Genomic DNA, 24160 nt, shown 5'->3' with positions numbered 1-24160 from the left:
ATTTTTTTTGATATCAATACAAAAAAAGCCATTTTTGTATCATTAACATCACACACAATAAATAATTATGGCAAAAATTAAATTAGAATACATTTGGTTAGATGGGTATTTTCCAACTCAGAACATGAGAAGTAAAACCAAAGTAGAAGAGCATGAAGATTTCAAAGGAACAGTTGAAGAACTAGGAATGTGGTCTTTTGATGGTTCATCGACTAAACAAGCATCAGGAGGTTCATCTGACTGTTTATTAAAACCAGTTGCAATCTATCCAGATCCTGCAAGAATTAATGGTTACTTAGTAATGACAGAGGTTTTAAATGCAGATGGTACACCTCACGTTTCTAATGGTAGAGCTACTATTGATGATGATGATAATGATTTCTGGTTTGGTTTTGAGCAAGAATATTTCATTATGGATAAAAAGACTCAATTGCCTTTAGGTTTCCCTGTTGGTGGTTATCCTGCTCCACAAGGAATGTATTACTGTTCTGTAGGTGGTAGAAATACTCATGGTAGAGATTTAGTAGAAGAGCATGCAGATTTATGTATTGATGCTGGTTTAAACTTCGAAGGTATTAATCAAGAAGTTGCTTCTGGACAATGGGAGTTTCAATTGTTTGCAAAAGGAGCTAAAAAAGCTGGTGATGAAATTTGGATTGCTCGTTATTTATTAGACAGATTAACTGAAAAATATGGATACTATATAGATTATCATCCAAAACCATTAGGTAAAGATATGGACTGGAATGGTTCTGGTATGCACGCAAACTTCTCTAACTCAGTTTTAAGAACTTGTGGTTCTGAAGAGACTTATGGAAAAATTTGTGAAGCTTTTAGACCTGTTGTAGACGAGCATATTGCTGTTTATGGTGAGTTTAACGACCAACGTTTAACTGGTTTACACGAAACTGCTGCTATTACTGATTTCTCTTGGGGAGTTTCTGATAGAGGTGCATCAATTAGAATTCCAATTATTGCTGTAGAGAAAGGTTGGAAAGGTTGGTTAGAAGATAGAAGACCAGCTTCTAATGGTGATCCTTACAAAATTGCAGGAAGAATTATTAAGACTGTTAAATCTGCAGATATTAGCTAGATTTTAAGTAATAAACGATACAAAAATAAAAACTCCGAAATTTAAATTTCGGAGTTTTTTATTTATAGATTTAAAGTCATTTACTTTTTCTCTTGTCCTGGAGGAAATCTTGAAACTATCTCTTTTACAAACAGCTTAATTCTTTCTTCTTTTTTCTCTACATTACTTAATTTTAAAGCGCCTGTACCAATTCCTTGCCACACTAATTCTTTCTTTTCTTTGTCTATAAAATCGATAAACAACGTACCTTCTGTATATTCGTTTACATTAATATTATTGTTCATACCATTCCACATATAAGGATTCCATCCCCAGCCAAAGCCATAACCCCAAGTGTTATTTTGGTTAATATTTACTTTTCTTCTAGATTTTGTAAAAATACTCACTAACATGTCTGGATTTTCAGATTTTGTAAAACCCTGAGCTAGTAATTCAGATTCAATTGCACGTAAAACTCTTTTTTTATCTAAACTAGAAATATCAGCTTTGTCAATTCCTGTTTTATAAAATGCGAAGGTTTTATATTGGTTAAAATCTACTTTCGTATCATAATCAGTAACCACCTTTACTGTATTACAAGAATATAAACCTACTAGAAGAAATAATGATAATAATTTTACAGTTTTCATAATATTAAATTTAACAATAATTTATCAAAAAATGTGCCAAATTGATGATGCACAGCAACAAAAAGCAATAATTTAATTAAATATTCATAAAATTAAACTTTATTTTGAAAATTCCTTAAATTGCAACACAAAAAATAAACATTTATTACGAATGAAACAAACAATTCCTTATAAACCTAAACATAAAGTACGTATTGTAACTGCTGCTTCTCTTTTTGATGGTCATGATGCTGCCATAAATATTATGCGTAGAATTATACAATCTACAGGAGTTGAAGTTATTCATTTAGGCCATGATAGATCTGTAGAAGAAGTGGTTAATTGTGCAATTCAAGAAGATGTAAATGCCATTGCAATGACTTCTTATCAAGGAGGTCATAATGAGTACTTTAAATATATGTACGATTTATTGCAAGAAAAAGGTGCAGGTCATATCAAAATTTTTGGTGGTGGAGGTGGTGTAATTCTTCCAGAAGAAATTAAAGATTTGATGGATTATGGAATTACAAGAATATATTCTCCTGATGATGGAAGAGAATTAGGTTTACAAGGAATGATAAATGATTTGGTAATAAAAGCGGAAGCCCATCCTAGCCTTCCCAAAGGGAAGGAACTCCAATCTGATTCAAAAAGTATTGGGAAAGTTTGTAATGAAGACGGAGATTGGTTATTAGAATTAGGAAGTGATAAAGTTTTAGAAAATTTAAAAAACAAAGACGTTAATACAATTGCAAGATTAATATCACTTGCAGAGAACAATCACGAAGATTTCCAAAAAATATTCAACAAAGATTGGAACTCCTCTCCTTTGGAGAGGTTGGTAGAGGCTTCTAACCCAGTTCTAGGAATTACAGGTACTGGTGGAGCAGGAAAATCTTCTTTAGTTGATGAATTAGTTCGTCGTTTTTTAATCGATTTTCCTGAAAAAACTATTGGAATTATTTCTGTAGATCCATCAAAACGTAAAACAGGTGGTGCTCTTTTAGGCGATAGAATTAGAATGAATGCCATAAATAATCCTCGTGTTTATATGCGCTCTTTGGCAACTCGTCAATCTAATTTGGCATTATCTAAACACGTAAACGAAGCTGTTGAAGTTTTAAAAGCTGCTGAATTTGATTTAATTATTTTAGAAACTTCTGGAATAGGACAATCTGATACAGAAATCATAGAACATTCTGATACTTCATTATATGTTATGACGCCTGAATTTGGAGCTGCAACTCAGTTAGAAAAAATTGATATGTTAGATTTTGCTGATTTAGTAGCCATTAATAAATTTGATAAAAGAGGTGCTTTAGATGCTGTTAGAGATGTAAAAAAGCAATATATGCGTAACAATAATTTGTGGCATATTAATCAAGAAGATTTACCTGTTTACGGCACAATAGCATCGCAATTTAATGATCCTGGAATGAATACTTTGTACAAAAGTATTATGGATAAATTAGTTGAAAAAACTGGAGCTGATTTAAAATCAAAAATGGAAATTACCTCAGCCATGTCTGAGAAAATATTTGTAATTCCGCCAAAAAGAGTTCGTTATTTGTCTGAAATAGCCGAAAGTAACAGAGCGTATGATAATAAAGTAGATGAGCAAGTAATTGTTGCTCAAAAATTATATGGAATTTACCAAACGATTTTGTCAGTAACAAATGTCACTTCGAGCGCAGTCGAGAAGTCTCTTTTAACGAAATCTGGACTTGATAATGATATGATCCTGAAACATACTTCGACTTCGCTCAGTACAGGAGTTCAGGATGACGATCAGCAATTTGTTAAACTGCTAATATCACAATTCGAAAAAGTAAAAATGAATTTAAATCCCCATCATTGGGAAATCATTTTAAATTGGCAAGAAAAAGTTCAGAAATACAAAAAACCAGTTTACACATTTAAAGTTCGTGACAAAGAAATTAACATAAAAACACACAGTAAATCACTTTCGCAATCTGATATCCCAAAAATAGCTTTACCAAAATACCAAGCTTGGGGAGATGTATTACGTTGGAATTTACAAGAAAATGTTCCTGGAGAGTTCCCTTACACAGCAGGTTTGTATCCGTTTAAAAGAACAGGCGAAGACCCAACAAGAATGTTTGCTGGCGAAGGTGGCCCAGAAAGAACCAACAGACGTTTTCATTATGTTAGTTTAGGAATGGATGCAAAAAGACTTTCTACCGCTTTTGATTCTGTTACACTTTATGGTAATGATCCAGATGTAAGACCAGATATTTATGGTAAAATCGGTAATGCTGGGGTTTCTATTTGTTGTTTAGATGATGCCAAAAAACTCTATTCTGGTTTCGATTTAAGTCATCATATGACATCAGTTTCTATGACCATAAATGGACCTGCACCCATGTTATTAGGTTTCTTTATGAATGCTGCTATTGATCAGAATTGTGAAAAATACATCAAAGAAAACAATCTTGAGGCTGATGTTGAAGCAAAATTTGCAGCAATTTATGATGATAAAGGTTTAGAAAGACCAAAATATCAAGGAGATTTACCAGAAGGTAATAATGGTTTAGGTTTACTACTTTTAGGTTTAACTGGAGATTTGGTTTTACCATCTGAAGTTTATCAACAGATAAAAAAAGACACGTTAGCACAAGTTAGAGGAACTGTACAAGCGGATATTTTAAAAGAAGATCAAGCACAAAATACTTGTATTTTTTCTACGGAATTCGCTTTGCGTTTAATGGGTGATGTACAAGAATATTTTATTGAAAAACAGGTTCGTAATTTCTATTCTGTTTCTATTTCTGGATATCATATTGCAGAAGCTGGTGCAAATCCTATAACCCAATTAGCATTGACTTTATCTAATGGATTTACTTATGTTGAGTATTATTTAAGTCGTGGAATGGACATCAACAAATTTGGGCCAAACTTATCATTCTTCTTTTCTAACGGAATTGATCCTGAATATGCTGTTATTGGTAGAGTTGCTCGTAAAATTTGGGCAAAAGCGATGAAAAATAAATACGGAGCAAATCCGAGAGCACAAATGTTAAAATATCATATTCAGACTTCAGGGCGTTCTTTACACGCTCAAGAAATTGATTTTAACGATATTAGAACAACCTTGCAAGCCTTGTATGCTATTTACGATAATTGCAATTCTCTACACACCAATGCTTATGATGAAGCCATAACCACACCCACTGAAGAATCAGTTAGAAGAGCAATGGCTATTCAGTTAATCATTAATAAAGAATTGGGTTTAGCTAAAAACGAAAACCCGATTCAAGGTGCATTTATTATTGAAGAATTAACAGATTTAGTTGAAGCTGAAGTTTTAGAAGAGTTTGATAGAATTACAGAAAGAGGTGGTGTTTTAGGTGCTATGGAAACGATGTATCAGCGTTCTAAAATACAGGAAGAAAGTTTATATTATGAAACCTTAAAACACAATGGAGATTTCCCTATTATTGGTGTAAATACCTTTTTAAGTTCTAAAGGTTCGCCTACTGTTTTACCTGCAGAGGTTATTCGTGCCACTGAAACAGAAAAGCAGCATCAAATTAAAACCAAAGAAAACCTGAATGCGATTCATAAAACAGAAGTTGAGCATCAATTAAGTATTTTACAAGAAGCTGCTATTCAAAACGAAAATTTATTTGATAAATTAATGGAAGCTACTAAAGTTTGTTCCTTAGGACAAATTACTGATGCTTTGTTTAAAGTTGGTGGGCAGTATCGTCGAAATATGTAGAAGGCAATGGCTTTTGATAAATTATAAATAAAATCCGCACAAATTGTGTGGATTTTTTTATAACTTTAAATAAAAATTGCCAACACAAATAATTACAAAATTATCTTATTCAAATATTTTTAATGACAAGCCTAAGGTTAAGGATTTACTATTAAAAATAAATTTCCAAGATGGTTTAAAAACACTCTCTCATATAAATTTATTTAATTATAAATTCTCTGACAAAGATGGTTTTGAAATAAAATTTATACTGAAAGAATGGTTAATACAATCAGATGAAAACTTTAAGAATAAAATATTAGATGAGTACAGCAAGCATCTTTCAAATAAAGATCTTAAAATCAAAAAAATAGATTTTAGTAGTGTTAGAATAATAAATAAACTTGCAACATTAAGAACTATTCAAATATTACTCACAAAAACTGACAAAAAACAAGAAAGTATTAAGGATTCTGTAAGCTTTGAAAACTTATTCAAACTTTACTTAATAGTAAATGACGAAATTAATGAAAGACAAAACTTAGTTTTTAAAAAATGGTTTAAAACTGATAAAATAAGACTTCACCTTTATTTAGGTCTAACGTCTATATATGAGCCTGATAATTTAGTTTTCAGTAGACTCTTTTCTGAAATCTTGAAATTACTAATTTTTGAAAAATGGATTAGAAAATCAGATGAATTTTCTGAGTTAGTTAATATTTTTTTAAATAAAATAGAAGAAAAAAGTCTCTATGAATACTTTAACAAATTATTCCATTTAAGTAAATTTTCTATTAATGAAAACTACATTCGGTCTTCTGAAAACCAGGATTTAGAAACTATACTAGAATACCTATCTAAAAGAACTGAAAAAAATACTTGGGATGAATTAATTTCCTTAAAATCTAATCCTATTTATAAATTAAATTTAGAAGAATATTTAATATTAGACAACACTTTTTTAATTGATAAATTTTTCTCAGGTGTCTATCACGATTTAATAAAAATCAGTAAGGAAATTAAAATTAATTTTCATCAAAAATACAGTAAGGAATTTGCTGAGGAATATTTGCTAGAGAGTGCGTTAAAATCGACTTTTAGAAATTCTTATATCCAATTTTCTGAAAAGAAAATCAAAGAAAAAGGTAATAAAATTGAAAGTTTAAGCATACCTGATTATTACATAAGAAATGGAAATAAAGTTATGCTATTTGAATTTAAGAACTCTTTCCTTTCTAATGCAAATAAAATTAACTTAAATTTCAATATTATAGAAAACGAAATAATAGAAAAATTTTACAAAAATAAAAATAGAAAGAAAGCTATAAAACAACTTGTTGGTTATATTACTAATACTATTAAAAAAAAATATGCTTTTTTTGATGATTTAAAAAAGTATGAAAATTTAAGATTTTACCCTATTTTAGTTGTAACAGATAAAACTCTTTCATCTATTGGTTTTAATAAATTATTAAATGAATACTTTGATAACGAAACTAAAGATCTTAACTTTAAAAATAGAATAAAACCTTTAACATTAATTGATATAGATACTTTTTTGTACTTCAATAGAAATATTAAAAAATTAGACTTAATCATTGATGATTATCACTGTTTTTTAATTAGACAAATAGAAATCAACTCTATGATTTCTTTTAATCAATATTTAAAAACAGAGAAATTTAAAGATTATAGTGTTAAGTTTGGAAATGTTGATGACATTTTGAAAGACTCATTACTTCCAAAATAATAACATAAATTACCCCTTCAGGTTTTGAAAACCTGAGGGGGTTTGTTGTTAAACCATTTCTTTTTCCATCTTTCTATTATTCTCTTTACTCGCTTTTCTACCCTTCAAAAAGAATAATATAAAAGCAATCATAACAATTCCTAAATAAATAGAAAAACCTCCAATTTTGCCACTTAAAGTTTCTACTAAATCTTTATAATCTATCAATCCAGAAATTTTTATAATTCTCAATGCAAACCCGATATTTAATAGATAAAAACCTATTTTAAATAATTTATTTGTAGCCATAGCAATTTCTATTTTCTGACCAAAAATATCCAACATAAAAATCTTACTATTTTTAAACAAATGCTCTGATACCATTGTTGTTAAACCTATTGCAATTGGCAAATAAATGATGTACGCGATTAATTCTAATGAAGTGCTCATAATTGTTGAATTTAATATTAATTAATAAAATTTTAGTTATTCTTTATTGATGTTTTTGATTGATTTTTTAAATGTTTATGAATTAAATACACAACATAAATATTAAGAAAATGAAGAGATCCAATTATTAATAAAATGTAACTTAACCTTGCTGAAACCTCTATAATCATTTCTTTTGAATTATAAATTTCACGCATTGAATGTAAGCTCCAAATTGCCAAACCAATGTTTAATAAATAGTATGCTATTCTTAATAATTTATTGATTCCATTTCCAAAATTTATATCATCTGGAAAATAATTTAGAATGTATATTTTTCCATTTTTGTAGCAGAAATTCCCTACATAAATTACAATACAACTAGATATTAAAATATAGAATATGTAAGTGAATTGGTTCATAATTCTTTTTTTATGGATTCTAAAATATATGTCCAAAATATTGATAAAGGAATTGGAGAAATCCAAAAAAATATAATAACTATATTTTTAATTGGAATGTGACTTTCTAACTCAAAAAACAAAAAAACACCAAAAAAATATAATACAACAGATAATAAATATTTAAGTATAAGCTTAAAATTCTTTAATTTCTTATGGTAAAACAATGTAATTAATGACGAAAAAACCTGAAAGCAACCTAATGCAAAAGCAATATATAATGAATAGAATAGGTAGCTTGAATCTAGAATTGAAATTATAAGAGAGATTAAAAAAGGAAACATTAAAATCCTATTAATCCAAATCATTATTGAGATATTTGTTTTCATAATATAATTTATTTTTAAAACTTTCAGAAATAATTGAAAGTTTATGGTCAAATTTTTTTACTTTTTTACAATTTTGGTAAAGTTTGATAAAAGCCAGTGTTCATCAGCTTTTATTGTTTTATCTAAAATATTATTTACAGTTGTGGTTACTTTAGATAAATCGTTTAAAACCTTTTTAAACTCCATAGCTTCTTCAGAATCATCTTTTATCTCTTGTAATTCTGCCAATACTTTTAATACTGGTTCTACCTCTCTTCTTTTGCGCTCTTTGGTAATCTGTTTGAATAATTCCCAGATATCTTTAGTAGCCACAAAAAACTCTTTTCGCTCACCAATTACCAATTCTTTTTGCACAATTCCCCAGTCAATTAAAGCTCTAACATTCATATTTACATTACCTCTAGAAATCTGTAAAGTTTCCATAATATCTTCTGCAGACAAAGGTTTGGTAGACACCAATAATAAAGCGTGTACTTGAGCCATTGTTTTATTTACGCCCCAAGAAGTAGCTAAACTTCCCCAAGTATGAATGTATTTTAATTTTGCTGCTTCTAATTCCATACAACAAATATACGCTTTATTTCTAAACTTTCAATAATTATTGAAAATAAAATAATTTAATATCATTGATAAGTTATTTATCTTTCGTTTAAAATTAAAAAAACAATGAAATTATTAGGAATAGGATCAAGAATAGAACACTCAACATATGGTTTAGGTGTAGTAACCAATGTAACTAGCAAACATTATTGGGTAACTTTTATAAAAGACGGTTTAGAAACTATTGATATCGATAGTGATTTTGAAGTAATTGAAGCTGTAGAAGACGAAGTTGACACGATTAGTTTTTACGAAGTTGAAAAATCACTTAAAAATTTATTACAAAAATGGAGCGATGTAACCCAAATTGCAACCATAGCAGACAGATGGAAAAATGGAACCTTAATTTTTAGACCTGCAGATGCTAATTTAGCTGATAAAGAAATACCAATTGATACTTTTTTTCATAAAATTGTAATGGTAAGAGACAAAATTCGAGTGATGGAACAAAAGATAAATTCGAGCAAAACTTTAGACGATCAAGATAAAGTAGACTTGCAACAATACATCACCAGAATTTATGGAAGTTTAACTACTTTTAATGTTTTGTTTAAAGTAAAATCAGACCAGTTTGTGGGTTCAAGATCTAAGTAATGCATCTTTTTTGATGAAATGATGTCTATTTTAAAAAAATATGCATCAAAATAACTTAAAAAAAGCATTTTATCATCAATTAAAATTAGGCAAAATAGCCTTAAAACAACACCATTTTAAAGTTTCTTTTTATCATTTAGAAAACGCACATATTTTAGGTCAGCAACATTTAAAAAGACATACTTTAAGTCATTATTGGATGTTAGTTTATGGATTAAAAACTAAAAATGCTAAAGAAATAATCGGACAAATAACAAGAATTATAGCATCTCTTCTATTTACAAAAATTTGGGTTCCAAAAGGAAATACTGGAGGTTCTAATGTTTCGCCACTAAAAACAATGAGCATTAGAAAAGAATTAAAAAAATATTTTTAATTTAATGCATCTTTTTAAACCATTCTTAGTCTATTATATGAACATAAAAAACAAATATGATGAAAAATAAAAACGAATGTACGTGTAATTGTGAAGGATGTGCAACCGGAAATTGTAAAAATTGTACTTGCACAAACTGTACATGTACTAATTGTAACTGTTAGTTTTACATTGTTATTTCGACTTTATAAAGAACCGTAAATATTAGTTATCTCTTAAAGTCGAAATAACATTTTTAATATAAAAACAATGACTACCAAACAAGTTTGGACCTCTTATTCAGAAGATTTAAAACGATTTATCATCAGCAAAGTAAAAGACAAAACCATTGCTGAAGATATTTTACAGGATACTTTTATTAAAATCCACACCAAACTTCATACTTTAAAAGATATTACTAAATTAAAATCTTGGTGTTTTACTGTAGCCAGAAATTCGATTTTAGATTACTGGAAAAATACCAATCAAACCTTTGAAATTGCCAATTTTGAAGCTGAAACACCCATATCAGAAAATACCCATACAGAACAAGATTGTTTAAGAGGTATTTTAAAACACCTACCTAAAAAGTATAGAGATCCTTTATTTTTATCAGACATTAAAGGATTAAAACAACAAGAAGTAGCTGATCAATTAAAACAAAGTTTATCTACTACAAAATCGCAAATTCAACGTGCAAGAAAATTAATTGCTCAAGGATTTATGGATTGCTGTGGATTTGTAATGAATAAAGAAGGCAACTTAGTTGGAGAAATTCAAGAAAAAGAAGATTGCAAAGTTTGTAACTAATTTAACAAAGTAAATCATCAGTTTTTAATTATCTTAGAGGGATAAATTTCTAACAAACAATTCTCTATCATGATTGAACTAAAAAAAGAAGATATAAGTCAAGAAGTCTTTGATTTATATGATGATTATGCACACAACAAACTAACACGAAAACAATTTTTAGAAAAACTATCTTTATATGCAGTTGGCGCAATTACTTTGCCTGCTTTGTTGAGTTTTGTGTCTCCAAATTATATCGATTCTATTATAGTTCAAGATGATGATCCAAGAATAGATTCTAAAATGATTACTTATGATTCGCCTAAAGGTGGATTAAAAATTGATGGATTACTTTCTATGCCATCTGAAACAAAGGGTAAACTTCCTGGAGTTATTGTAGTTCACGAAAACCGAGGTTTAAATCCGTATATAAAAGACGTTGGTAAAAGAACTGCTTTAGAAGGTTTTATTTCTTTGGCTCCAGATGCATTAACACCTTTAGGTGGTTATCCTGGAAATGATGATGAAGGAAGAACAATGCAAAAAAAGCGAGATCGTTTAGAAATGTTAGAAGACTTTATTGCTGCTTATAATTATGTGAAAAATCATAAAAACTGTACAGGTAAAGTTGGTGTTGTAGGTTTTTGTTTTGGTGGTTGGATTTCTAATATGATGGCTGTTCAAGTACCTGATTTAGGAGCTGCAGTTCCTTATTATGGTAGACAACCCAATGATGAAATGGCTGCACAAATTAAAGCGCCATTATTATTACAATATGGTGAATTAGACAAAAGAGTAAATGCGGGTTGGCCTGCTTTTGAAAAAGTTTTAAAAGAAAATAAAATTGAACATACAGCTCATTTTTATCCAAATGCAAACCACGGATTTCACAACAATACAACTCCAAGATTTGATAAAGACGCTGCAGATTTATCTTGGAAAAGAACTATTGCTTTTTTTAATAAGTATTTGAAATCATAACAACTATTTCAGTCATTTAAAGCACAGTCGAGAAACCTAAAAATAGACCTTTCGACTGCGCTCAAGGTGACACTAATTATTAATATTGATAAATATTATAATAGGTTAATTAAAACTTTTATCTTTTCTAAATATTGAAATAATTATATTTATCAAATAAAATAGTTGGCTAAAAATTACAACTAATCCTGTTAAAATTAATATGGTATTTGGTGTTACCAAATCATTTTCAGTATATAAATAGGGTACTATAAAAAGTATTGACGCTCCTGAAATACTTACAATAATATGCATCCAATTCAACCATTTGATTAATTTCTTATTATATATTTTCATCATAAGATAACCAAAACCTACGATACCAAATAAATAAGAAATTAAAACAGAAAAATCACTTATTGAGAAAACATAATAATCATTGTGAATAGAAACACTCATAATTTGTTTATCCATAAATCCTATTAAAAGAATAAATGGAATTGAGCTTAAAAATAACCAGTATGGATTTTTAATTTCAAGTTTCATTGTTAATGCTTTCTATCTAGGAACTCTAATTTCACTACCTAAAAACAAAGCATTTAAAAATAATTTATTTGTTCCATACCAAGCACCTCTAAAATTAGGATTATCTGCAAATAATATTGCTCTACCTCTACCCAAAGGACTTACCAATAATGATGCTGATGGCTTAATAAAATTGTCTAGGTTATTTTTAGATACAAATCCATCTATATGTGGATTTTCTGTATATTTTGCAACTGTAGCATACGCACTTTTACTTGGCGCTAAAAACACCATATTATTTTTATAAACTGGTAATTTAGAAGATCTGTATCCAAATCCTAAAGGATGAGTTACATCTAAATCTACCTCAAAAATTGCACCTCCTACTCTTTCTCTTCCAGAATTTTCAGAAGCATCAACATAAGGCATTCTTTTGATTTCTTTTTTGTCTTTTTCTTTAGACTTTGGCTTTTTCGTTAAACTTTCTTTCACCATTTTTTTATCAATCAACCATTTAGAACCACCTGCAATTGTTATTAAAGTATTTCCTTTAGCTGCCCAATCTTTTAATTTATTTCTTTGGATAGAATCTAATGCACTATAACTCCCAGAAACCATTACCAAAGTATTGTATTTATCTAAATTTGCTCTTCCGTAATTAGACATTCTAATTTTAGTAATTGGCATCTGAATTCTAGTATCTAATAAATGCCAAACTTCTCCAGCTTCATAAGAATTTGTTCCTTCACCAATTAACATTGCCACTTTTGGTTTTTCTAAAGCTCTAAAATTATTGCTTCCTAAATCAATTCCTTTTAAACTAAATCCGCTATTTGTTCCAAAAACAGGAATTTCAAATTTTTCTTGAGCTTCAGTTATAATTTTAAAAACTTCGTTACTTGATTTTTTTTGTTTACTAACAGGTATCAACAAACTACCATAATTAAAACTTTTATCACCTGCTGATGTGTTAATCGAAAATGGTTTAAAAGCAGCAGCAACAGTTAAGCCTTTGCTTTGCATATAATACAATGCAGCTGGTGAGTTATAATCATCCCAATCAATGATATAAGCATAACTCGATTTTTTGATTTTAGAATTTTGTATTAAATTTTCTGTGGATGTAATTTCATTTCCTAAACTAACCGTTTTTTTACCTTGGTATTTTATGTTATAAAAATTGGCTAAACTCCAAGCTGAAGCATCATAAAAAACACTATCTCTAAACTTGCTATACGTTTCGAACATAGTTTGTACCATTCTATGTTGAGGCTGTTTTAAAGGCACTGTATACGTATCTCCTTTTTTGTAAACTTTAATCTTATGAGTAAGCAACTGATCTACAAAAGCTTTTTCTCTGTTTTTATCATTTTCTACAGTAAATTCATAACCTGCCAAACCAGATTTTGCTTTTTTAGTAACTGCAGATTTAAAAAATTCTTGCTGATATTTTCTTAAAAAACCTTTATTTTCTACTGCTGCTGTAATCGTTGCAAAAGTAGATATGTATTGATTTCTGATGGTAAAAGGAAACGTAATTTTTCCATAATCTGTATCTTGTACATGACCTCTAGAACTTGCTTGCTCAAACAACAAAGCCAAACCACCTTGTAAATCTGGATACGAAGATCCATAACCAGGATATGTACCATCAAAAGATTCTTTAGTATAATATAAAGAACCAACTTTGTCTAAAGCAGTTGCAAAATAAGGCGCAAATAAATTGTTTAAATCCTCATAATTTTCTTTTGGCATAATAGGATCCCAAGAACCAATTGGTTTCATTGGCTCGAAAAAGTGATGACTATTTGTGCCCATTTCGTGAAAATCAGTCACTACATTTGGGTACCAAGAATGCAACCATTTTAATTTTGCTTTGCTCTCTGGATGCACAGCCAATAACCAATCTCTATTTAAATCGAACCAATAATGATTTGTTCTTCCTCTTGGCCAACCTTCTGTATGTTCTGCATCAATATTATCAGAAACCAAATTTTTTGCTTGATATTGATTCGCCCATTGTGTGTGCCTATCTCTTCCATCAGGATTAATAGTTGGATCTATAAAAATAACCGATTTTTCTAAGTAGTTTAAAACTTCTGGACTGTTAGATGCCACCAAAGTATAAGCCGTTAATAATGCCGCTTCTGAACTCGAAGGTTCGTTTCCATGCACATTATACCCTAATTGAATAATTACAGGTACCTCATCATAATTTTTAACAGTTGTTTCTGTATCTACAAATTTTAAATGTTCACTTTTTATGGCATCTAAATTTTGTAAGTTTTTAGGTGATGAAACTGCAAACATTACCAGTTTTCTTTTTTCATAGGTTTTACCATAAATTTCTATGGATGCTCTGTCTGAAACTTCAGCCAATTTTGTAAGATATGCTACAATTAAATCGTGCCTTGTGTGATGCTCTCCTATTCCATAACCCAAAAATTGTTCTGGAGTAGGAATTTCGGAATTAAAAGGTGCTTTATCTTTAAAATAATAATCTTGAGCCTCTAAATTCTGTAATAATGTAATTGTAAAGAGAAATGCAAAAAAGTGTTTGATAATTTTCATAATACTGCAAAAGGTTAGTTGCACTAAAATAATAATTAATTGCTTATGTTGGTTTTATTTAACATACCTATTCATCATTTAAATAGAACATTAACAAATAAAAAAATTGAAAGACTTTAAATTTACATTCTAACTCTAATCATTTTAAATAAATTTGTAACCGACTCGTATTTGGTGTAAATTTACATCAAATTATAATTTTATGGCAAGACAAAGCATTTCTTTAACACAACCAAATGATGAGTGGTTAAAAAACCAAGTTCATAATAAAGAATACTCAAGTAAAAGTGAGTTAGTAAACGACTTAATTAGGCAAGCTAGAAATCAACAAGTGCAAATAGATTGGATAAAAAACAAATTAGAAAAAGCTGAAAAAAGTGGGTTTACTTCTGATACTAAAGCACAAATCCTAAAACAATCTAAGGATTTACTGAATGGCTAATTTTAGAATCAGCAACACAGCAAAAGAAGATTTGATTAGAATTCATCATTTTGGAGTTCAAAAATTCGGAGTAAAACAAGCTGATAAATACTTTAATTCTTTTTTCGAATATTTCGAAATTATTGCACAAAGACCTTTTTCTTTTGAATCAGTAGATTTTATAAAAAAAGGATACAGACGTTGTGTTTGTGGTTCTGATAGTATTTTCTTTAAAATAAACGAAAATATGGTAGAAATAATGACTATCATTGGAAAACAAGATGTAGATAATATTCTTTAAAAGAAAATTTATAATTACCTCTAGAATTTAATCGGAAGTAAAAACTATCTACAAAAGTAATTACGTAATTTCTATCTTTGACACTTTTGCTAATTTTAGCTAATAAAACACATTTATTTTTTTGATGAAAAACAAACCGCTTATCAATAAAGAGCTAGAAGACTTTTACAACAAAGCTTCAGAAGAAACCAGACTAGAAAAAGGAATGGGAATTTTTGAGTTTGAGCGTATTAAAGAACTCATTAAAATGCATATTTCTAAGCCAAATTCAACCATTATTGATGTTGGTGGTGGTACAGGAAAATACTCAGAATGGTTAGCACAACAGAACCATAAAATACACTTAATAGAACCTGTAGCAAAGCATATAAAATTAGCCGAAAAAAGATCAAAAAAACTGGAACATCCATTTTCGGTAACCAAAGGAATAGCCCAAAACTTGCCTTATAAAAATGATACTGCAGATTTGGTAATTTTACACGGGCCTTTATATCATTTACAAAAAAGAGAAGATAGAATTGCTGCTATAAATGAAGCAAAACGAGTTTTAAAAAAAGGAGGAATTATATTAGGTTTTGCAATAAATTCTACAGCTTCTACTGTAGTTGGTTTAATGAATGGAATGATTCACGCCAATTCATTTTTTGAAATGTGCAAAGAAGAATTAACTACTGGAATACATAATGCACCAAAAGATTTTCCATTTTTACTAGCAGACGCTTTTTATCATAAACCTCAAGAATTAAAAAATGAATTTCTAGAGCAAGATTTAGAATTTATCAATCTTTTTGCTGTTGAAGGAATGATTTGGTTAGACAATGAATATTTTGCAAATATGCTCGATAAAAAGAAATCTAAAACTTTAAAAGCATTGCAAAATTTGACTCAAAATGATGAGTATTTATTGCCTTTTAGTCCTCATATGATGATTGTACTGCAGAAGTAAGCTTAAATACAGTTTAAAAAAGCAGTAATGAATAGTAATTTCTAAATAAAAAATTAATTATTAAAACTATTGATGAAATTGAAGGTCAAACAAATAGAAGAATCGTAAACAACTTTTCTTTTTAATTTGTTTAACTCAAACTTTATGAAAAAATTCAATTTAACAACACTCTTGTATTTAATTGTAATTACATTTTTTATGTCTTGTAGCAAAGACGAAACTACCTTACCTGATGACGATGAAGAAGAGACATCTGAGGCAATTTCAACTCCTATTTCTGCATTCGAAGAATTCAATTCAGACTCAGTCACCATATCATTTGATGGTGATAATATTACAATAGAATCTAATGGTGTTCCAAATCACACTTCTCCTTATTGGGAAGAAACTAGTCCTTTGTATATAGAACCTGTGGTTGCAATTGCCCTAACTCCTGGTAGAATAAGTGACAACCGAAGTTATACTTTAACTGTTGATGCAGCTCCTGAATTAGCAGCAACAAGCACAGCCACAGGTTTGGGCGCTATTGGTATTGCTGTAACAGGTGCGCCTATTTTTAATGATCAAGAAGGAAATAACAACCCAATAGAAGAAGTAATTGCAGAAACATTCGACTATGCAGGAGCTCATAATGGTCCAAGTGGTTATCATTACCATATAGAGGCTATGGATGTTACAGAAAATACTGTTCTTTCTCACAATGACGAACAACTTGTTGGTATTATGGCTGACGGGTTTTTGATATATGGTAGAAAAGAAATGGATGGAACCTATCCTAGTGATTTGGATGCTTCAGGAGGTCATTATGGAGCAACCCCTCATAGTAATGGGGTAGAAATTTACCACTATCACATTATAAATGAATATTATTTTGGCAATGTTATTACTCTTTTTGCAGGCTACTTACAAGGCTCTCCAAATACCATTTTATAAAATAATAAAGCTATTTAAAAACAAAAGAACCTCTACAGCTTGATTTATCAAATCAAGTTATAGTTGGTTCTAATTATTCTAAAATTTAAAAATGAATCAAAAAATTTTATTGATTTTAATCGTTGTTTTTTTGTTTTTTGGTTGTTTAAAAACCACCAATAAAAATGGGATTGATAAGAAAGAATTATCAAATAAAAATTTATCAATTCCAAATATCTATACCATTAAATCTAAACTATTTTATGATGCAACAAAATCTGCTTGGACACTAAACAATAATTTATACTCAGGTTATTTAGTAGATTTTTATGATAATAAACTCCCTAAAGAAAAAATCGGCATCCTTAAAGGCAAAAAACATAATTTAGACATTCAATGGTATGCTGATGGGCATTACAAACGAATAACAGCATATAAAAATGGTAAAATTCATGGTGATAAAAAAATTTGGTCTTCTGATATTAAGCATACATTAGTTGCACATTATAAATTCGTTTCTGGAAAACCTCATGGAGAACAAAAAAAATGGTATGTAACAGGAGAAATATTTAAAAAAATGAATTTAAATATGGGGAAAGAACAAGGATTACAGCAAGCCTATAGAAAAAATGGTAGTTTGTACGCAAATTATGAAGCTAAAGAAGGTAGAGTTTTTGGGTTAAAAAAAGCAGAACTTTGTTATAGTTTAGAAAACGAAAAAATAAAAACAATACAGTAATTAAAAAGCACATATCTTTAGTAATTTGTCTGTAAAAGACCTTTAATTTGTTTATCAACTTTTAAAAAATTAACTTCGCTATATAAGTTACCTTTAATCAGAAGCAATGATAAAACAATATGAAAATACGTTAAAACAATTAATTATTGATGTTCTTGGTGATGACGATAAAAGTGACTATAACATTTCTAAAGAAATAACAGAAAAATGGTTTGCAAAAAGAACCAACGCAAAAAAGAACAATGATGGCTTTTTATTTGAAAAAAGGTTAATTTTTTACGCCAATTTCGAAGATTTAGCTTTAATTATAGAACAGAACTGGAAAGAATTTTTACCTGTTTTGTTTGATAAAAAAAGGTTTCAAGTATTTTTTAAAGAAGTTAGTCATTTTAGAAAAATAATCAATAGCGGAAATGAATTGATACAAAGTCAAGAAAATTTACTTTCTGGTATTGTAATGGATTTAAAAAATGCAATTACCATCTACAACAATAAAGAAAATTTAGTCGACGAATATTTTATCTCTATTCAAAAAATTTCTGATAATCTAGGCAACTCGTGGATAAAATCTGATGCAAATAACAAGATAAAACCTGTTTTAAAAGTTGGTGATGATTACGAATTATTGATAGAAGCTAATGATCCAAAAGACAGAAAAATTGAATACCAACTGGCTCACTTTACTGGTAAACTAAAGATAAAACAAGATTCTAATCGTTTTAACTTTAAGATTGACAAAGAATTTATTGGTCAAAATACAATGTTAATTATCAAAGCATTTACTGCTGATGCAGATTATGTTAACGAAAGTATTCTAAAAATTTATTTAACAGTTTTACCTGAATAAAAACGTATTTATATTAACTTCTTTTTGTTTTTATTCCTAAAAAACAAATTAAATGCTTTTCGTATATTTGATAAATTCGGTTTTATGAAAAGAATTCAATTAAATATCAAAGATGAAGCTTACGATAAATTTCTTCTTTTATTAAGTAAGTTTAATAAAGATGAAATAAAAATTATTGAACAAATAGAAAACTTAGCTCAGAGCAAAGAATACATACTAGACAACAAAAAAACGGCTATGGTTTCAGAAACAATAACAGAGAAAATGTCTTACCAAAACAATACTTCAGAAGAAACGCAAGATTGGTGGTTAGAATTATCAAAAGAAGAAAAAAAAGATATTAAAATAGGTTTAGACCAAGCTAACAAAGGTAATCTTATTAAAAACGACAAAGTAATGAATCGTTTTAAAAAATGGCACTAAAAATTCTTTGGACACCGAAAGCTGATGAAGGCTTAGAAAAAGTTTTAGAATATTTAGAAGAAGAATGGACAATTTTAGAAATTCTAAAGCTTGAAAATAATTTAAAAAACCTTTTAACTAAAATCAGTGTTTATCCTAAAATCTGCCCTACAACTTCAAAACATAAAAACTTACACAAGGGTTTAGTTGATAAAAATAATTATATCATTTATCGAACTGACTATAAAAATCAACTAATTGAAATTATTAATTTTAGAGGAACTAAACAGAAACCAATACAATAACTTGAAGTTAGAAATCATAAATTGATTTATAATTTAAGCATATGACAAAAGAAGAAAAACAAATCGAACTCATTAAATTTCGAAAGTTGACATTAGCAACATTAGATTATTATGAAGAGTTTTATACAATAGAAAATATTATTTCAGATAGGGATTGTTTACTATGGAAAAAAGAAATTGAATTACATTTTAAAAGAGGTCGATTAACAAAATTAAAGCAATGGTTTAGAGATTTTACTGAAATGCCAATTGAAACCAAGGATTTTAAATTCAATACTTACTTAAAAGAAAAAACTAATTATGATATTGATATTTTCAAATCTTTCTATAATAGGATTGATAAAATTCTTGAAAGAGGTAAAATAACTACTAATAATCAGTTCTACGATGTCATGAGCATTCTGAATGATGTAAGCCAAGAAAATAAATATAAAAAAGAAGACATTCTAAAACTAGATTCTATAGTTTTTGAATTTGAGAACAAAAACATTAAATAAACCTACCTCCTTCTCTTTTTAGAAGAACTTCTAGTTACTTTTTTCTTTCTTCTGTTAAAAGGCACAGCATCATCAAATGTATTTTTAGCAGTTTTTGCTTTTTTGTTTTTTTGCCAAGAATTGTTTTCTGGTAAAAGTACTTTTAGCAAATCTTGTCTACCCACTTTGTTTAAAGTGTTTTTAATCCAATCTTTGTTTTCTTTTTTATACCAAAAGAAAAATTTATGCTGATCTTCTTTCTCCTTTTTTGTCTTCGGAGTTTTTGTTGGTTTTAACGTATAAGGATGATAGCCGGAATAATAAATTACAGTTGCAACCGTCATTGGAGTGGGTGTAAAACCTTGTACTTGCTCTAACTGAAAGCCCATATTTTTAGTTTCAGCAGCCAAATTAGCCATATCTTCTACTTCACTTGCTGGGTGACTAGAAATAAAATACGGAATCAATTGTAGGTTCAATTTCTTCTTGACGTTTATTCTATCAAAACGTTCTTTAAATTTATGAAAATAAGTAAAAGAAGGTTTACGCATCAATTTTAAAACAGGATCAGAAGTGTGTTCTGGAGCTACTTTTAAACGTCCAGAAACGTGTTTGGTCATTACCTCTTCTGTGTATGCATCCAATTCTTTTGGATCTGCATTTTTGTTGAATTCTGGCACTAACATATCGTGTCGAATTCCACTACCAATAAAAGATTTTTTTATCTTCGGATGTTTATCTACTGCTTGATATAATTCTGTTAATGGCTTGTGAGACGTATCTAAATTAGAACAAATTACAGGCGAAATACAACTTGGTGCAACACATTTATCGCAAATAGATTGTACTTTTCCTTTCATCTGATACATATTTGCAGATGGTCCACCAATATCAGACAAATAGCCTTTAAAATCTGGCATATTTGCTACTTTATCTATTTCTTTTAAAACAGATTCTTGACTTCTACTAGCAATAAATTTTCCTTGATGTGCAGAAATGGTACAAAAACTACATCCACCAAAACATCCTCTGTGAATATTGATAGAGAATTTTATCATTTCAAAAGCAGGAATTGGCCCTCTTTTGTTATATTTTGGATGTGGTAAACGTGTAAAAGGCAAATCAAAAGAACCATCAATTTCCTTTTCTGTCATTGTTGGAAAAGGTGGATTTATCACCAAAGTTTTCCCTTCAACTTCCTGAAAAATTCTTCTTGCTTTTAATTTATTCGATTCTTGTTCTATGGTTTTAAAATTAGAAGCAAATGTTTTTTTATCTGCCAAACAAGCCTCATGAGAATTAATAGTTACATCTTCCCAGTCATTAACTACAGGAATTTTCTCTTGTCTCTCATCAATTAAAACAGCAGTTTGTTTAATGTTTTTTAAACTAGAAAATGGTACACCTTTTTGCAATAATTCTACAATTTCACGCAAAGGTTGTTCACCCATTCCATACACCAACATATCTGCTTTAGAAGTTTCTAAAATAGTTGGCAATAGCTTATCAGACCAATAATCATAATGTGTTACACGTCTTAAAGAAGCTTCTATTCCGCCAATTAAAACAGGTACATCTGGAAATTTTTCTTTTAATATTTTAGAATACACAGAAGTTGCATAATCTGGCCTAAAACCTTTATCACCATTTGGTGTGTAAGCATCTTTATCACGTCTTTTTTTACTAGCTGTATAATTCGAAACCATAGGATCCATACAACCTCCAGTAGCAGCAAAAAACAACCTTGGTTTACCTAATTTTTCGAAATCCTGTAAATTATCATTTACACTTGGCTGTGGTACAATTGCCACTTTTAGACCATAACTTTCTAAAATTCGTCCAATTACAGCAGGTCCAAATGATGGATGATCTACATAAGCATCTCCACTAAATAAAATAACATCCAATTGTTCCCAACCTCTTATTTTAACTTCTTTGTTTGTGGTTGGTAACCAATCTGTTAGTTGATATCTTTTTGTTTCTTGCATAGTTTGCAAAAATAATGGTTTTAAAACTGACTTTTGCTTTTTTTAATTCAAAATTAAAAACTTCTTTTCTGCCAAAGTTTTGTTAATTCCTATAGTACACTCTAAAAATCTAATATTTTTGTTGAAATTTAAAAATAAAATAATGAAAAAAATATTTGTTGCCATTATTACTATTGCCTTTTTAGGAAGTTGTGCTTCGTCTAAAATTGTTAATACAAAAAGCAGTATAGAAGTTGTTATCGACCTAAATACAGTTGTTGATGACAAGGTAAAAGTAGAGGCAAATCCTGGTAAAATTAAAACTGAAACAATTGTATATCAAATACCAGCAATTGTACCAGGAACTTATGCAATAAGTGATTATGGGAATTTTGCTAGCAATTTAAAAGCGTTTGATAAAAACGGAATAGAATTAAAAGTATCTCAATTAGACCCAAATTCTTGGCAAATAAATGATGCCAAAAAAATGGATAAAATTACATATTGGGTAGACGACACTTTCGATTCTGAAAAAAAGCACGGCATTTATGTAATGGCTGGTACAAATATTGAAGAAGGTAAAAACTTCTTTTTAAATCTGCCTGGATTTGTCGGTTATTTTAAAGGACAAAAAGAAACTCCTTATACTTTAACAATCTCTCATCCAGAAAATTTATATGAAACATCGTCTTTAATTAATAAAAATACAACCAAAGAAGACAATACAAAAGATGTGTTTTATGCAGCTAGGTATGATGAAATATCAGATAATCCAATTATGTATGCTCCTTTAAACACTGTAAACTTTACTATAAATGGTGTTGAAGTTTCTTTAGCTGTCTACTCGCCAAACAACGTGCATAATGCTAAAGATATGGAAGCTGATTTAAAGAAAATGGTAGAAGCCCAAACCAACTTCTTAGAAGGTTTTTCTACAACCAATGAATACAATATTTTAGTGTATTTATTTGATCCAAAAGTATATAATTGGCAAAGTTTTGGTGCTTTAGAACACTTGTCATCTACAACTGTTGTTTTTCCTGAAACTTATAGCAAAGAGCAATTGGCAAACGGAATGATAAATGGCACAATATCTCATGAGTTTTTTCATATTGTAACCCCTTTATCTGTGCATTCTGAAGAAATTCATTCTTTTGATTTTAACACCCCAAATATGTCTAAACATTTATGGATGTACGAAGGCATTACTGAATATTTTGCTAATTTATTTCAAGTAAACCAAGGTTTAATTTCTGAACAAGAATTTATTGATGAAATGAAAGGTAAAATTGCAAGTTCTATGCGTTATAATGATACGATGTCTTTTACTAAAATGAGCAAAAACATTTTAGAAGACAAATATGCTAAAAATTACGGGAACGTATACCAAAAAGGAGCTTTAATAGGAATGTCTTTAGATATTTTATTACTCGAAGAAAGTAAAGGTAAATATGGAGTTCGTAATTTAATGAAAGATTTATCAAATAAATTCGGACAAAGTAAGCCTTTTAAAGATGATGAAATTTTAGATGAAATTGTAGCCATGACTTACCCTTCTATTGGTACTTTTTTCGACAAACATTTAACAGGTAATGTTGCTATTGATTATGATGCATTATTGGCAAAAGTTGGTATAGTTAAAAAAACAGAAACAATTGATGCTGGTTATTTTTTAGATAGCAATCGTCAAATATTCTTGTCTGCAAATAATAAACAAGAAATATTTTTTACCAAAAGAAAAAACACAGCTTTAGCAGCTCTAGGTGTAGAATCTGGCGATGTTTTAAAATCTGTAAATGGTTCAGATGTTAATTTACAAAATATTAGAACTTTTATTGGGCAATCAATGCAATGGAAAGAAGGGGATAAAATTACTTTTGAAGTAATTAGAAATGGAGAAACTTTAAAACTAGAAGGTAATTTTACAAAAGGAAAAACTGAAATTGAAAATTTAGTAATTGAAGAATTACCCGAAACAAATCCGAAGAAAAAATTACGTGATGCTTGGTTAAAAGCATTGTAATTATATTTTTTTATTAGAAACTTAAAGACTCTCATTTTGGGAGTCTTTTTTTATTTT

General features: G+C 29.0%; 24 protein-coding genes. 17 read left to right on the top strand and 7 right to left on the bottom strand.

Annotated elements, in window-relative coordinates; genetic code table 11:
• Positions 1-67: 67 nt before the first annotated feature.
• Positions 68-1093: a glutamine synthetase beta-grasp domain-containing protein gene (locus BW723_RS08220; protein ID WP_068356226.1), complete on the top strand. Its 1026-nt coding sequence runs from the start codon at positions 68-70 to the stop codon at positions 1091-1093.
• Positions 1094-1173: 80 nt separating this feature from the next.
• On the opposite strand, the gene BW723_RS08215 is transcribed toward BW723_RS08220, so the two are convergent.
• Positions 1174-1722 carry a DUF4136 domain-containing protein gene (locus tag BW723_RS08215; protein WP_068356228.1) on the bottom strand — a complete coding sequence of 183 codons (549 nt, stop codon included), beginning with the start codon at positions 1720-1722 and terminating at the stop codon, positions 1174-1176.
• Between the two features lie 151 nt (positions 1723-1873).
• Between BW723_RS08215 and BW723_RS08210 the strand changes: the two genes are divergently transcribed.
• The gene (locus tag BW723_RS08210; protein ID WP_068356238.1) at positions 1874-5443 is read left to right on the top strand and encodes a methylmalonyl-CoA mutase family protein; all 3570 of its coding nucleotides are present in this window, start codon (positions 1874-1876) and stop codon (positions 5441-5443) included.
• A gap of 76 nt (positions 5444-5519) precedes the next feature.
• Positions 5520-7172: a hypothetical protein gene (locus tag BW723_RS08205; protein WP_068356242.1), complete on the top strand. Its 1653-nt coding sequence runs from the start codon at positions 5520-5522 to the stop codon at positions 7170-7172.
• Positions 7173-7220: 48 nt separating this feature from the next.
• On the opposite strand, the gene BW723_RS08200 is transcribed toward BW723_RS08205, so the two are convergent.
• From BW723_RS08200 to BW723_RS08185, 3 genes are all read right to left on the bottom strand, one after another.
• Positions 7221-7601, bottom strand: a complete 381-nt coding sequence (locus BW723_RS08200; protein WP_068356244.1) for a hypothetical protein — start codon at positions 7599-7601, stop codon at positions 7221-7223.
• Between the two features lie 32 nt (positions 7602-7633).
• Positions 7634-8002, bottom strand: a complete 369-nt coding sequence (locus BW723_RS08195; RefSeq protein ID WP_068356246.1) for a hypothetical protein — start codon at positions 8000-8002, stop codon at positions 7634-7636.
• 425 nt (positions 8003-8427) lie between these two features.
• Entirely contained in the window at positions 8428-8931 is a 504-nt protein-coding gene (locus BW723_RS08185) for a GbsR/MarR family transcriptional regulator (protein WP_068356254.1), read from the bottom strand.
• A 105-nt stretch (positions 8932-9036) separates the two neighbouring features.
• On the opposite strand from BW723_RS08185, the gene BW723_RS08180 reads away from it, so the two are divergent.
• From BW723_RS08180 to BW723_RS08165, 4 genes are all read left to right on the top strand, one after another.
• On the top strand, positions 9037-9564 hold the full coding sequence (locus BW723_RS08180) for a hypothetical protein (RefSeq protein ID WP_068356256.1): 528 nt from the start codon (positions 9037-9039) through the stop codon (positions 9562-9564).
• A 40-nt stretch (positions 9565-9604) separates the two neighbouring features.
• Positions 9605-9940, top strand: a complete 336-nt coding sequence (locus BW723_RS08175) for a DUF3703 domain-containing protein (protein WP_068356258.1) — start codon at positions 9605-9607, stop codon at positions 9938-9940.
• A gap of 249 nt (positions 9941-10189) precedes the next feature.
• On the top strand, positions 10190-10729 hold the full coding sequence (locus tag BW723_RS08170; protein ID WP_068356260.1) for a sigma-70 family RNA polymerase sigma factor: 540 nt from the start codon (positions 10190-10192) through the stop codon (positions 10727-10729).
• A 69-nt stretch (positions 10730-10798) separates the two neighbouring features.
• Positions 10799-11689 carry a dienelactone hydrolase family protein gene (locus tag BW723_RS08165; RefSeq protein ID WP_068356263.1) on the top strand — a complete coding sequence of 297 codons (891 nt, stop codon included), beginning with the start codon at positions 10799-10801 and terminating at the stop codon, positions 11687-11689.
• Between the two features lie 105 nt (positions 11690-11794).
• Here BW723_RS08165 and BW723_RS08160 read toward each other — a convergent pair whose 3' ends face one another.
• Together BW723_RS08160 and BW723_RS08155 are read right to left on the bottom strand one after the other, a co-directional pair.
• Entirely contained in the window at positions 11795-12214 is a 420-nt protein-coding gene (locus BW723_RS08160; RefSeq protein ID WP_139059051.1) for a hypothetical protein, read from the bottom strand.
• A 12-nt stretch (positions 12215-12226) separates the two neighbouring features.
• Positions 12227-14764 (bottom strand): M14 family zinc carboxypeptidase, encoded by a 2538-nt coding sequence (locus tag BW723_RS08155; RefSeq protein WP_068356269.1) that lies wholly within the window; start codon positions 14762-14764, stop codon positions 12227-12229.
• Between the two features lie 202 nt (positions 14765-14966).
• Between BW723_RS08155 and BW723_RS08150 the strand changes: the two genes are divergently transcribed.
• The 9 genes from BW723_RS08150 (at position 14967) to BW723_RS08110 (ending at position 20134) form a co-directional block, all read left to right on the top strand.
• Positions 14967-15206: a ribbon-helix-helix domain-containing protein gene (locus tag BW723_RS08150; RefSeq protein ID WP_068356272.1), complete on the top strand. Its 240-nt coding sequence runs from the start codon at positions 14967-14969 to the stop codon at positions 15204-15206.
• A complete protein-coding gene (locus tag BW723_RS08145) occupies positions 15199-15486 on the top strand; it encodes a type II toxin-antitoxin system RelE/ParE family toxin (RefSeq protein ID WP_068356275.1) in 288 nt (95 codons plus the stop codon). Before BW723_RS08150 ends, BW723_RS08145 begins: the two co-directional genes overlap by 8 nt.
• Before the next feature lie 124 nt (positions 15487-15610).
• Positions 15611-16432: a class I SAM-dependent methyltransferase gene (locus BW723_RS08140; protein WP_068356278.1), complete on the top strand. Its 822-nt coding sequence runs from the start codon at positions 15611-15613 to the stop codon at positions 16430-16432.
• A gap of 144 nt (positions 16433-16576) precedes the next feature.
• The gene (locus tag BW723_RS08135) at positions 16577-17365 is read left to right on the top strand and encodes a YHYH protein (protein WP_068356279.1); all 789 of its coding nucleotides are present in this window, start codon (positions 16577-16579) and stop codon (positions 17363-17365) included.
• 91 nt (positions 17366-17456) lie between these two features.
• Positions 17457-18083, top strand: coding sequence for a toxin-antitoxin system YwqK family antitoxin (locus BW723_RS08130; protein WP_068356280.1), 627 nt, complete (start codon positions 17457-17459; stop codon positions 18081-18083).
• A 106-nt stretch (positions 18084-18189) separates the two neighbouring features.
• Positions 18190-18930: a hypothetical protein gene (locus BW723_RS08125; RefSeq protein ID WP_068356284.1), complete on the top strand. Its 741-nt coding sequence runs from the start codon at positions 18190-18192 to the stop codon at positions 18928-18930.
• 84 nt (positions 18931-19014) lie between these two features.
• Positions 19015-19353, top strand: coding sequence for a hypothetical protein (locus BW723_RS17965; protein WP_226789162.1), 339 nt, complete (start codon positions 19015-19017; stop codon positions 19351-19353).
• Positions 19344-19637, top strand: a complete 294-nt coding sequence (locus BW723_RS08115; protein WP_068356286.1) for a type II toxin-antitoxin system RelE/ParE family toxin — start codon at positions 19344-19346, stop codon at positions 19635-19637. Before BW723_RS17965 ends, BW723_RS08115 begins: the two co-directional genes overlap by 10 nt.
• 41 nt (positions 19638-19678) lie before the next feature.
• Entirely contained in the window at positions 19679-20134 is a 456-nt protein-coding gene (locus tag BW723_RS08110; RefSeq protein ID WP_068356290.1) for a hypothetical protein, read from the top strand.
• A gap of 2 nt (positions 20135-20136) precedes the next feature.
• Here the strand turns inward: BW723_RS08110 and BW723_RS08105 are convergent, their stop codons facing one another.
• Positions 20137-22101 (bottom strand): YgiQ family radical SAM protein, encoded by a 1965-nt coding sequence (locus tag BW723_RS08105; RefSeq protein ID WP_068356293.1) that lies wholly within the window; start codon positions 22099-22101, stop codon positions 20137-20139.
• Between the two features lie 142 nt (positions 22102-22243).
• Between BW723_RS08105 and BW723_RS08100 the strand changes: the two genes are divergently transcribed.
• Positions 22244-24103 (top strand): M61 family metallopeptidase, encoded by a 1860-nt coding sequence (locus BW723_RS08100; protein ID WP_068356296.1) that lies wholly within the window; start codon positions 22244-22246, stop codon positions 24101-24103.
• Positions 24104-24160: the final 57 nt, after the last annotated feature.

Origin of the sequence: Polaribacter reichenbachii (genome assembly GCF_001975665.1) — a bacterium.
GTDB lineage: Bacteria > Bacteroidota > Bacteroidia > Flavobacteriales > Flavobacteriaceae > Polaribacter > Polaribacter reichenbachii.
The sequence above is the reverse complement of the archived record's forward strand: the minus strand, read 5'-3'. Positions and strand labels throughout refer to the sequence as shown.

Bases quoted from the DNA above. Each gene is read 5' to 3' on its own strand.
- BW723_RS08220 (WP_068356226.1), top strand. From the start codon at position 68: ATGGCAAAAATTAAATTAGAATACATTTGGTTAGATGGGTATTTTCCA.
- BW723_RS08215 (WP_068356228.1), bottom strand. From the start codon at position 1,722: ATGAAAACTGTAAAATTATTATCATTATTTCTTCTAGTAGGTTTATAT.
- BW723_RS08210 (WP_068356238.1), top strand. From the start codon at position 1,874: ATGAAACAAACAATTCCTTATAAACCTAAACATAAAGTACGTATTGTA.
- BW723_RS08200 (WP_068356244.1), bottom strand. From the start codon at position 7,601: ATGAGCACTTCATTAGAATTAATCGCGTACATCATTTATTTGCCAATT.
- BW723_RS08195 (WP_068356246.1), bottom strand. From the start codon at position 8,002: ATGAACCAATTCACTTACATATTCTATATTTTAATATCTAGTTGTATT.
- BW723_RS08185 (WP_068356254.1), bottom strand. From the start codon at position 8,931: ATGGAATTAGAAGCAGCAAAATTAAAATACATTCATACTTGGGGAAGT.
- BW723_RS08180 (WP_068356256.1), top strand. From the start codon at position 9,037: ATGAAATTATTAGGAATAGGATCAAGAATAGAACACTCAACATATGGT.
- BW723_RS08175 (WP_068356258.1), top strand. From the start codon at position 9,605: ATGCATCAAAATAACTTAAAAAAAGCATTTTATCATCAATTAAAATTA.
- BW723_RS08170 (WP_068356260.1), top strand. From the start codon at position 10,190: ATGACTACCAAACAAGTTTGGACCTCTTATTCAGAAGATTTAAAACGA.
- BW723_RS08165 (WP_068356263.1), top strand. From the start codon at position 10,799: ATGATTGAACTAAAAAAAGAAGATATAAGTCAAGAAGTCTTTGATTTA.
- BW723_RS08160 (WP_139059051.1), bottom strand. From the start codon at position 12,214: ATGAAACTTGAAATTAAAAATCCATACTGGTTATTTTTAAGCTCAATT.
- BW723_RS08155 (WP_068356269.1), bottom strand. From the start codon at position 14,764: ATGAAAATTATCAAACACTTTTTTGCATTTCTCTTTACAATTACATTA.
- BW723_RS08150 (WP_068356272.1), top strand. From the start codon at position 14,967: ATGGCAAGACAAAGCATTTCTTTAACACAACCAAATGATGAGTGGTTA.
- BW723_RS08145 (WP_068356275.1), top strand. From the start codon at position 15,199: ATGGCTAATTTTAGAATCAGCAACACAGCAAAAGAAGATTTGATTAGA.
- BW723_RS08140 (WP_068356278.1), top strand. From the start codon at position 15,611: ATGAAAAACAAACCGCTTATCAATAAAGAGCTAGAAGACTTTTACAAC.
- BW723_RS08135 (WP_068356279.1), top strand. From the start codon at position 16,577: ATGAAAAAATTCAATTTAACAACACTCTTGTATTTAATTGTAATTACA.
- BW723_RS08130 (WP_068356280.1), top strand. From the start codon at position 17,457: ATGAATCAAAAAATTTTATTGATTTTAATCGTTGTTTTTTTGTTTTTT.
- BW723_RS08125 (WP_068356284.1), top strand. From the start codon at position 18,190: ATGATAAAACAATATGAAAATACGTTAAAACAATTAATTATTGATGTT.
- BW723_RS17965 (WP_226789162.1), top strand. From the start codon at position 19,015: ATGAAAAGAATTCAATTAAATATCAAAGATGAAGCTTACGATAAATTT.
- BW723_RS08115 (WP_068356286.1), top strand. From the start codon at position 19,344: ATGGCACTAAAAATTCTTTGGACACCGAAAGCTGATGAAGGCTTAGAA.
- BW723_RS08110 (WP_068356290.1), top strand. From the start codon at position 19,679: ATGACAAAAGAAGAAAAACAAATCGAACTCATTAAATTTCGAAAGTTG.
- BW723_RS08105 (WP_068356293.1), bottom strand. From the start codon at position 22,101: ATGCAAGAAACAAAAAGATATCAACTAACAGATTGGTTACCAACCACA.
- BW723_RS08100 (WP_068356296.1), top strand. From the start codon at position 22,244: ATGAAAAAAATATTTGTTGCCATTATTACTATTGCCTTTTTAGGAAGT.